The sequence below is a fragment of the Cupriavidus basilensis genome, assembly GCF_029335485.1.
Lineage (GTDB): Bacteria > Pseudomonadota > Gammaproteobacteria > Burkholderiales > Burkholderiaceae > Cupriavidus > Cupriavidus basilensis_E.
This window is the reverse complement of sequence record NZ_JARJLM010000123.1, coordinates 1-8,786: the sequence shown is the minus strand read 5'-3', so window position 1 is coordinate 8,786 and position 8,786 is coordinate 1. Positions and strand designations below refer to the sequence as shown.

The following is an 8,786-nucleotide window of genomic DNA, read 5'->3' as shown; positions in this document are numbered from 1 at the left end:
GCCTGAGCCTCAGGACCAGAGACGCTCCACCACCCAGCCCGCGGTCACGCAGATCGCAAGCCAGGCGCCAAGGCATCCGGCAATAAAACGGTAAGTCATAGTCAATTTCCGCAACAAACGCTCGGGGGACAAGCGAATCAAGCCGGAATTATACATCCATCCGCGAATGTATGTTTGACCGGACCCAACCCAGGGCACGGCGCGTCAGGCCACCGTGGCGTACTCCAGTGTCTTCGGTGTCGTCACGATCACTTCCGGGCGCTCCCCTACCACCACGGTATCGTCCAGGCGGAAGCCGCCCAGCCCGTAGACATAGATGCCAGGCTCGGCCGAGTAGACTTCGCCCGGCAGCAGTGCCCGCGTATTGAAAGCCATGTCTTCCGGATACTCATGCAGCATCAGACCGACCGCGTGTCCGGTACGGTGGAAGATATATTCGCCCAGGCCGGCGCGCTCGATCACCGCCTGCGCGGCCGCATCCATATCGCACACGCGGCGGCCGGTCACCGCGGCGGCCACGGCGGCATCGGTGGCCTCGGCGGCGACCTGGTAGCAGCGGGCCTGGCGCTCGTCCGGCCGGCCGCAGAACCACGTCCGTTCGTTCTCCACGTAGTAGCCGTTCAGCCGCGGCAGGATCAGGTTGACGACCGTGTCGCCGGCGGCGATGCGCGCACCGCACGCGGCGCCGTCGCCATGCGGCGAAGCCGAGGCCGGCCCGGTCAGCGTCCAGCACTTGAGGATGTCGAAATCCTCGCCGGGAAAGCGGCGCGCCGCCTCCTCGACCATCAGCGCCGACATGGCATGGTCGAGCTCCTGCACCAGGCGGCCCGGGCGGATGTTCTCGCGATAGCGGTCCTGCACCCAGTCGGTCAGCGCGCCCAGTTCACGCATCACCTGCAGTTCCTCCGCATGCTTGACCCAGCGCATGCCGCGCATCTCGCCCAGCGCCGGGCGCAGCGTGAGCTCCGGCAGGTAGCGCTGCGCCGCCGCCAGGATCGGATGGGGCAGGTCCACGGCGATGCGCGAGCCCGCCAGTCCGTGCGCAGCCAGCAGCGAGGCCACCACTTCAGGCAACTGCGGCGCCAGCGCCAGCCGCTGCGAAACGCGCGGATGTTCGGCGTAGTAGGTCACGTCGCGCAGCCACACCTTGTCCTTCTCGGTGCACAGGCGCATGTGGTTGGTGGACAGTTCGTTCATCACCGCGAAGGGCTCGCCGTTGCGCGGCACGAACACGAACACCGGCCGCTCCCACGGCCAGACATCGAGCTGGAAGTTGGTGGCGAACTGGAAAAAGTCAGGCGTGCCGAAAACCAGCGCGTCGACGCGCAGGCGATCCATCAGCCTGTGCATCATGGCGAGGCGATAGTCGCGTACGGCCGTGGTGATCTGGGGCATGAAAGTCTCCTTGTTCCCGTGTGGGATGTCGTTGAAGAATGCTGCGGCGAATCTTGCGGCGAGCCGCGCGCCTGCGGCACCTGCGGCAGCGCCTGCAACACCGCCTATAGCGCGATACCGAGCTTGCGGATCAGCGGCCCCCAGGTCTGCGCATCGCGCCGCATATAGCGCTCCACCTCGGCCGGGGGCCCCTTGATGGGGTCGAGGAACTGGTAGCCAAGCTTGTCCTTGAACGCCGGCTCGTCCATGGCGGCATTGATATCCGCGTTGATCTTCTGCACCAGCGCCTGCGGGGTGCCCGCCTTCGCCACGATGGCGTACCAGCCCGGCACCGCCACGTCGTAGCCGAGTTCCTTGAAAGTGGGCACATCCGGCAGCGCGGCAAGCCGCCGCTCGCCGGTCACCGCCAGCGGCACCAGTTTCTTGCCGGCGATATAGGGCTGCACGCCCGCCACCACATTCATCATCGCGGGGGTCTCGCCCGACATCAGGCTGGTCGAGCCACCGGCGCCGTTGAACGGCACATGCATCAGCTTGATGCCGGCACGCTCGGCTACCAGTTCCATGGCCAGGTGCGTCGAATTGCCGATACCGCCGGAGGCATAGCTGATCGCCCCGGGCCGAGCCTTGGCCATGCGCACGAACTCGGCGAAACTGCCCGCATGCAGCGATGGCGCGACCACCAGCACGAAGGGCGAGTTCGCCAGCATGGCCACGCCCGCGAGGTCACGCTGGGGAACATACGGCAGCGCGGGATAGAGAAAGGGATTGAAGGCCAGGTTGGAGACGCCGGCAAAGAACAGCGTGTGGCCATCCGCAGGTTGCTGCAACACATGGCTGATCGCCAGCACGCCGTTGGCGCCGGGCTTGTTTTCCACCACGACGCTGCCGCCCCAGCGCTTGCCCAGCGCCTCGGCCAGCGCCCTCGCCAGCACATCGTTGCCGGTGCCGCCTGCCTGCGGCACCACCAGCCGCACGGGGCGCTGCGGCCAGGCCTGCGCCTGGGCCAGGCCCGTGCATGACAATCCAGCCGCGACCAGCGCGGCACCCAACAGCAGCTTGCGTCTCTCCACCTCGATCTCCTTTCACGGCCCGGAAACGGCACCTGTCCGCCAGTGCTTCCGGTTTACTGTACCACGTGGTACATCAAAAGCAAGATACGGATGAAACGCAGCGTTTGCGGTCTTGCAGACCGGAGAAAATCCGGCGCGATCGTGAAACGGAGAAGGCAGCGCCGGTCGCGGCGCCGCGCGGGATTCAGGCTTCGGGGTCGGGGTTCCCGTCCTGCGCCCTGGGGGCGTTGAGCATGCGGGCGAAGTATTTGAGCGCGGCGGTGGTGCCCTTGCGATCGCCCGTCGTGACCAGGTCAAGCAGCAGTCCACGCACCGTGGCCACCTCGATGCGCGCCCGCAGCCTGGCTTCGCCCGTGCTCAAGCCCAGCTGCTTGTGAAAGCGCTCGGTCAGCGCGCCGGTCCAGCTGCCGATGACATCGTCCAGGAAGATGTGAAAGCGCTCGCGATCCCGGATGGCACGGCCATAGATCTCGAACAGCAACTGGATGATGGGCAGGTAGTTGTCCGCCGAATAGCGCGCCCAGGCCACCTCCAACGCCCGGGCGGGATCGGTTTCGGTGGCGGCCAGGCTGGCGCGCGCATCCAGCTCGGCATGGCGGATGCGACGCAGCACCGCCTCCCAGAACTGGTCGGCCGAGCCGAAATAGTAGATCAGCATGCGATGGCTGGTACCGACCGCTTCGGCGATATGGCGCAGCGACAGGTCGCCGATGCCATGCTCCATCACGTGATTCACGGCACTGTCGAGCAGCTGGATGGCCTGGTCGCTGGTAGCGCGGCTTTCCGCAAGGGTTTCGGTGGCGGCAGTGGGCTTGCGGGGCGGCATGGGCAGGACGGAACGCGTTCGGTTGGCACGGGTGCGAAGACAGCGAGTGTAAGCCAGCCCGCTTCGCCATGCATCCGTGCCGCGCCAAAATGCCGCCGCAGTTGCCGCCCTGCCTCAGGCGCCGGCCAGCAGGAAAGGCAAAGTCTCCTCCAGCAGCAGTTCCGGCATTTCCTCGGCGATATAGTGCCCGCACGGCAGGCTCTTGCCGCTCGCGCGGCGCGCCACCTTGCGCCACTCTTCCAGCGGCGCGAAACAGCGGCCCACCGCACCTTGCTCGCCCCATAGCGCGAGCATGTCGCACTCGACCTTGCGCCCAGCGGCCAGGTCGGCGCGATCGTGCTCGAGGTCGATCGAAGCGCTGGCGCGGTAATCCTCGCACAAGCCATGCGCCGCGCCCGGCAGGCTGAGGCAACGCAGGTACTCCGCCATCGCGGCCTCGGTGAAAGGCGCCAGGCCGGCGCTGCGGCTGCCCATGGTGCTGCGCAGGTAGAGCGCCGGGTCGGCCTCGATCAGCGTCTCCGGAAACGGCGCTGGCCGGATCAGGAAGAACCAGTGGTAGTACGCCAGCGCGAACTGCAGGCTGGTCTGCTCGTACATCGCCAGCGTAGGCGCGATATCCAGCGTGACCAGCCGCCGTACGGCATCCGGATGATCCAGCGCCATGCGGTGGGCCACGCGCGCGCCGCGGTCGTGCGCCATCACCAGGAAACGCGCGAAGCCCAGCGCGCGCATGGCCGCCACCTGGTCCCGCGCCATGCTGCGCTTGCTGTAGTTGGCATGGTCCGGCAGCCCCGCGGGCTTGCCGCTATCGCCGTAGCCGCGCAGGTCGGTGGCGACCACCGTGAAATGCCGCGCCAGCGCGGCGGCCACCTTGTGCCAGATCACATGCGTCTGCGGATGGCCGTGCAGCAGCAGCAAAGCGGGGCCCTGCCCGCCAACCACCGCATGGATCTCGACGTCGCCGCAAGGCATGCGGTGCTGCGTAAAACCTTCAAACACGTTGTCTCCTTGTCTTCTCAGGCAGCGGCCAGCCGCGCCATGGTCTTGGCGGCGACGTCCTGCAGCCAGGGCTGTTCCCGGTGATGCCGCTGCGCGAACGCCGCGATCCGCGCCTGCTGCGATAGCGTCGCGCCGATCATGTCCAGTCCCTGGCGGAACAGCTTGCGATGGCGCTCGGCCAGCGTGAAGACGGTATGGAAAGCGCCCGCCCTTACCGTCATCGCATCGAGATCGAGCTCGATGCGCACCGGCGCCTCGCCCGACACTTCGGCCATCAGGGCATCGACCTCCGCCTGCGGCAGCATCACCAGCAGCAGGCGGTTGTTGATGGCGTTGGAATAGAAGATCTCGCCAAAGCTCGGCGCGATGACCGCGCGGATGCCGGCCTGCTGCAGCCCCCACACGGCATGCTCGCGGCTCGAGCCGCAGCCGAAGTTCGGGCCGGCCACCAGCACGCCGGCGCCCCGGTAGCGCGGCTGGTTGAGCACGAAGCCGGGGCGCGGCTCGCCCTGCGCGTCGAAGCGCATATCGTAGAACAGGCCACGGTCCAGTCCCGCCTTGTCGATGATGCGCAGGAACTGCTTGGGCATGATCTGGTCGGTGTCGAGATTGCCGATGGGCAGGGGTGCGCCAAGGGCGGCGATCAAGCCGGAATCACGGTCAGGCATCGGCTTGCTCCAGGCGGCGTACATCGGTAATGCAGCCGGTCAGCGCCGCGGCGGCGGCCATGGCGGGACTCATCAGGTGGGTGCGCCCGGCGCGTCCCTGGCGTCCCTCGAAATTGCGGTTGGTGGTGGAGGCGCAGCGCTCGCCCGGGGCGAGCATATCGTCGTTCATGGCCAGGCACATCGAGCAGCCCGGCTTGCGCCATTCGAAGCCGGCCTCCTGCAGCACCCGCGCGATGCCCTCGTCCTCGGCCTGCCGGCGCACCGCGCCGGAGCCCGGCACCACCATCGCGCGCACGCCCCCGGCCACCTTGCGCCCACGCACGATGGCGGCCACCGCACGCAGGTCTTCGATGCGGCCATTGGTGCAGGAGCCGATGAACACGCGTTGCACCGGCAACCCTTCGAGCGTGGCGCCCGCTTGCAGGCCGATATAGTCGAGCGCCTTGACGGCGGCGGCGCGCGCCACGTCGTCCACGGCATCGGCGGGCAGCGGCACGCGCGCGTCGATGGGGATGGCCTGGTCAGGGCTGGTGCCCCAGCTCACATACGGCGCCACCACGCCGGCATCGAACACCAGCTCGCTGTCGAACCGCGCGTGCGGATCGGAACGCAACTGCTGCCAGCACGCCAGCGCGCGTTCGCGCATCGGCGCATCGATATCGGCGGCCCGCGCCAGCACGTAGCCGATGGCCGCCGCATCCGGCGCGATCAGCGCGCCGCGCGCACCGGCTTCCACGGTCATATTGCACAGGGTCATGCGCGCTTCGATGGACAGCGCATCGATGGCCGGGCCCGCGAACTCCACCACGTAGCCGCGTGCGCCCTGCGCGCCGATGCGGCTGATGATATGCAGGATCAGATCCTTGGCGGTAGCGCCGCGCGGCAGCACGCCGTCCACGCGGACGCGCATGGCCTTCGCCACGCGGTACACCAGCGTCTGCGTGGCCAGCACATGCTCCACCTCCGACGTGCCGATGCCGAAGCCGAGCGCGCCCAGCGCGCCGTAAGTGGTGGTATGGCTGTCGCCGCACAGCACCACCATGCCCGGCCGGATCATGCCGTGTTCGGGCGCGATCACATGCTCGATACCCTGCAGCGCATCGTCGGTATCGAACAGCGCAATGCCGTGCCTTTCGCAGTTGCGTTTCAGGTTGCGCGCCTGCAGCGCCGAGGCCGGATCCTGGATGCGGCGCGGGTGCTCGGCATGGGTGGGGATGACATGGTCCACCACCGCCACCTGCTGGCCCGGCGCGGGCACGCCACGGCCCTGCGCGGCCAGCCCGGCGAAGGCCTGGGGGCTGGTGTATTCGTTCATCAGGTGCAGATCCGCATAGAGCAGCACGTGGTCGGCATCGAGCGCGGCCACGGTGTGCGAATCCACCAGCTTGCGGTAAAGGGTAAGGCCTGGCATGGGACAGCCTGCATGAAGATGGAAGGAGAGAAGGTGAGTCGGAACGTGGCTGGGGAGGATCGCCATGAAGACTCGCGCGTCGTGCCTCCAGACGCGATGGCTGGCAGTTTAACCATTGAATCCATCGCTATAATTTCATTGTCGGACTTTCATTCATTCTTTTTATTCACGAATCATTCCGTGAATCCGATCGCTTCCAGGGGCATCGCAACGTGGACACCTTCTCCGACCTCGCCTTCTTCGTCACGCTGGTCAAGCGCGGCAGCCTGGTGGGCGCGGCGCAGCAGTTCGGCATCACGCCCTCCGCCGCCAGCAAGCGGCTGACGGCGCTGGAGGCACGCCTCGGCGTGCGCCTGCTCAACCGCACCACGCGCCGCCTGAGCGTGACCCAGGAGGGTGAGGCCTACCTGGCGCAGGGCGCGCGCATCCTGGCCGAACTGGAAGAACTGGAACAGGGACTGGCCGGCAGCCGGGTGGCGCCGCGCGGCCTGCTGCGGGTCAACGCCACGCTGGGCTTTGGCCGGCGCCATGTGGCGCCCGCGGTGGGTGCGTTCCTGCTGGCCTGCCCGGAGGTGGAAGTGCAGCTCGAACTCACCGACCGGCCGCTCAACCTGGCGCAAGCCGGCTTCGATGTCGGCATCCGCGTGGGCGACCTGCCCGACGCCCGCCTCGCCGCCCGGCCCATCGCGCACAACCGCCGCCTGCTGTGCGCGGCGCCACGCTACCTGGCCAGCCACGGCGAGCCGGCTTCGCCGCGCGAACTGCAGCAGCACCGCTGCATCGTGCTCCGGGAAAGCGACGCCACCTATGGCACCTGGCACCTGCGCTCGGCCAGCCGCCAGGAAACCGTGAAGGTGCGCGGGCCGGCCAGCACCAACGATGGCGAAGCGGCACTCGGCTGGGCCCTGCAGGGCCACGGCATCCTGATGCGTTCGGAATGGGAGGTCGCGCCGATGCTCAGGTCCGGACGGCTGCGCCAGGTCTTGCCCGACTGGTCAACGCCGCCGGCCGACGTGTTCGCGGTGTTTCTCACGCGCGACCACCTCACCGCCAAGGTGCGCGCCTTCGTCGATTTCCTGGCAGAGCGCTTCGCGGCGCACCGTGTGCCGGACGCGCCTTATAGCGGTTGGTAGCAACGCTTGGCGCGGCGGCGGCGCACCGGCTGGCCGGGCAGCATACTAAGCCAGGCCGCGCCGTGCGGCCGCCACCGCAGCCGTGCGCGTTTCCACGCCGAGCTTCTCGTAGATGTGCTCGAGGTGCTTGTTGACCGTGCGCGGGCTCATGCCGAGTATCTCCGCCACGTCGCGATTGGTCTTGCCGCGTGCCACCCATACCATCACTTCCGCCTCTCGCGGCGTCAGTTCCGCCGGCGCCGCACCGTCACCCGCCGCTGCCTGCGCGGCCAGCTCCACCACGGTCACGCCCGCCGTCACGCCAGTCAGCCGACGCAGCCGTAAGCCGCCCAGCCGCAAGTCCTGCGTGCCCGGGTCCTCCTGCAGCGCCTGCAGCGCGCCCGCCAGCGGCGGCGCCAGCGTCCCGCCCGGCGGCACCGCCGCCCAGCCGTGTGCCTGCAGCAAGGCCGCTGCGCTGGCATTCATCCACATCAGCTGCCCGCCCGCGCTGGCCGCCAGCATGGCCACCGCGCTGCCCAGCACGGCCTCGCGTGCGCTGCGCGCCAGACGTGCCTTGGCGGCGTGCGAGCGCACTCGCGCCACCACCTCGGCAACCGCCACCGGCTTGGTCACGTAGTCGCACCCGCCCACCTCGAAGCCGCGCACGATGTGCCCGGTCTCGCCCAGCCCGGTCATGAAGATCACCGGCAGGTCCGCATGGCGGTCCACCATCGCCGCGCAGGTAGCGAAGCCGTCCATGCCCGGCATGTCCACATCGAGCAGCACCGCGTCGGGCTCGAAGAATGCCAGCGCAGCGAGCGCGGCGTCGCCGCTGTGTGCGGCATGCACCGCCATGGCCTCGCCGCCGAGTGCTCGGGCCAGGAAGCCGCGCGCATCGGCGTTGTCGTCCACCACCAGCACGCGGGTCTGCAGATCAGGAGCGGGAGTCATGGAGCGCCTCGCCGAGAGAGTGTGTCAATGCGGCACCGTCCGTGCGGGCCAGCACCAGCATGCGTGCCGCCCAGGCCGAGGCGGCGTCGGTGCCGTCGGCCAGCTCGGCCAGTTGCGCCTCGAGCGCGCGCTGTCGGCCAGTGGCGCCAAGCAGCAGCAGTTCACGCAGCAGTTCCGGCGCGGGCGCGCCATGGGCATCGATAACAGCGCCATCCATCGCCGTCATGGTGGCTGCGCCCGTCTGCACCTGCGCATCTTCGCGCGGTGCGGCGCCCGCCAGCGCGCGCCACGCATGGGCACTTCGCCTTCATCAGCAAGCCGGTGCGCGAGGCGGAACTGATCGAGGTGGTG

At 68.6% G+C, this 8,786-nt stretch carries 9 protein-coding genes; 1 reads left to right on the top strand and 8 read right to left on the bottom strand.

Annotation, left to right across the window (positions count from 1 at the left end; translation table 11 throughout):
• Window positions 1–204 precede the first annotated feature (204 nt).
• The 6 genes from P3W85_RS06895 to leuC form a co-directional block, all read right to left on the bottom strand.
• Window positions 205–1,395, bottom strand: a complete 1,191-nt coding sequence (locus tag P3W85_RS06895; RefSeq protein ID WP_276264223.1) for a M24 family metallopeptidase — start codon at window positions 1,393–1,395, stop codon at window positions 205–207.
• 104 nt (window positions 1,396–1,499) lie between these two features.
• A complete protein-coding gene (locus P3W85_RS06890) occupies window positions 1,500–2,468 on the bottom strand; it encodes a Bug family tripartite tricarboxylate transporter substrate binding protein (RefSeq protein ID WP_017224561.1) in 969 nt (322 codons plus the stop codon).
• Window positions 2,469–2,652: 184 nt separating this feature from the next.
• Window positions 2,653–3,294: a TetR/AcrR family transcriptional regulator gene (locus tag P3W85_RS06885; RefSeq protein WP_017224562.1), complete on the bottom strand. Its 642-nt coding sequence runs from the start codon at window positions 3,292–3,294 to the stop codon at window positions 2,653–2,655.
• A 114-nt stretch (window positions 3,295–3,408) separates the two neighbouring features.
• A complete protein-coding gene (locus P3W85_RS06880; protein ID WP_017224563.1) occupies window positions 3,409–4,293 on the bottom strand; it encodes an alpha/beta fold hydrolase in 885 nt (294 codons plus the stop codon).
• A gap of 17 nt (window positions 4,294–4,310) precedes the next feature.
• Complete coding sequence (gene leuD / locus P3W85_RS06875; RefSeq protein WP_276264222.1) at window positions 4,311–4,961, bottom strand: 3-isopropylmalate dehydratase small subunit; 651 nt, start codon at window positions 4,959–4,961, stop codon at window positions 4,311–4,313.
• Window positions 4,954–6,372 carry a 3-isopropylmalate dehydratase large subunit gene (gene leuC / locus P3W85_RS06870; RefSeq protein WP_276264221.1) on the bottom strand — a complete coding sequence of 473 codons (1,419 nt, stop codon included), beginning with the start codon at window positions 6,370–6,372 and terminating at the stop codon, window positions 4,954–4,956. The genes leuD and leuC overlap by 8 nt, the downstream gene beginning before the upstream one ends.
• Before the next feature lie 212 nt (window positions 6,373–6,584).
• On the opposite strand from leuC, the gene P3W85_RS06865 reads away from it, so the two are divergent.
• Window positions 6,585–7,505 carry a LysR family transcriptional regulator gene (locus P3W85_RS06865; protein ID WP_276264220.1) on the top strand — a complete coding sequence of 307 codons (921 nt, stop codon included), beginning with the start codon at window positions 6,585–6,587 and terminating at the stop codon, window positions 7,503–7,505.
• A gap of 45 nt (window positions 7,506–7,550) precedes the next feature.
• On the opposite strand, the gene P3W85_RS06860 is transcribed toward P3W85_RS06865, so the two are convergent.
• Window positions 7,551–8,435 carry a response regulator transcription factor gene (locus P3W85_RS06860; protein ID WP_276264219.1) on the bottom strand — a complete coding sequence of 295 codons (885 nt, stop codon included), beginning with the start codon at window positions 8,433–8,435 and terminating at the stop codon, window positions 7,551–7,553.
• Window positions 8,419–8,661, bottom strand: a complete 243-nt coding sequence (locus tag P3W85_RS06855; RefSeq protein ID WP_276264218.1) for a hypothetical protein — start codon at window positions 8,659–8,661, stop codon at window positions 8,419–8,421. Before P3W85_RS06855 ends, P3W85_RS06860 begins: the two co-directional genes overlap by 17 nt.
• Window positions 8,662–8,786: the final 125 nt, after the last annotated feature.

What these genes read in the sequence shown, in the direction of transcription:
- P3W85_RS06895 (WP_276264223.1), bottom strand. Translation starts at nt 1,395, where the DNA reads ATGCCCCAGATCACCACGGCCGTACGCGACTATCGCCTCGCCATGATG.
- P3W85_RS06885 (WP_017224562.1), bottom strand. Translation starts at nt 3,294, where the DNA reads ATGCCGCCCCGCAAGCCCACTGCCGCCACCGAAACCCTTGCGGAAAGC.
- leuD (WP_276264222.1), bottom strand. Translation starts at nt 4,961, where the DNA reads ATGCCTGACCGTGATTCCGGCTTGATCGCCGCCCTTGGCGCACCCCTG.
- leuC (WP_276264221.1), bottom strand. Translation starts at nt 6,372, where the DNA reads ATGCCAGGCCTTACCCTTTACCGCAAGCTGGTGGATTCGCACACCGTG.
- P3W85_RS06860 (WP_276264219.1), bottom strand. Translation starts at nt 8,435, where the DNA reads ATGACTCCCGCTCCTGATCTGCAGACCCGCGTGCTGGTGGTGGACGAC.
- P3W85_RS06855 (WP_276264218.1), bottom strand. Translation starts at nt 8,661, where the DNA reads ATGACGGCGATGGATGGCGCTGTTATCGATGCCCATGGCGCGCCCGCG.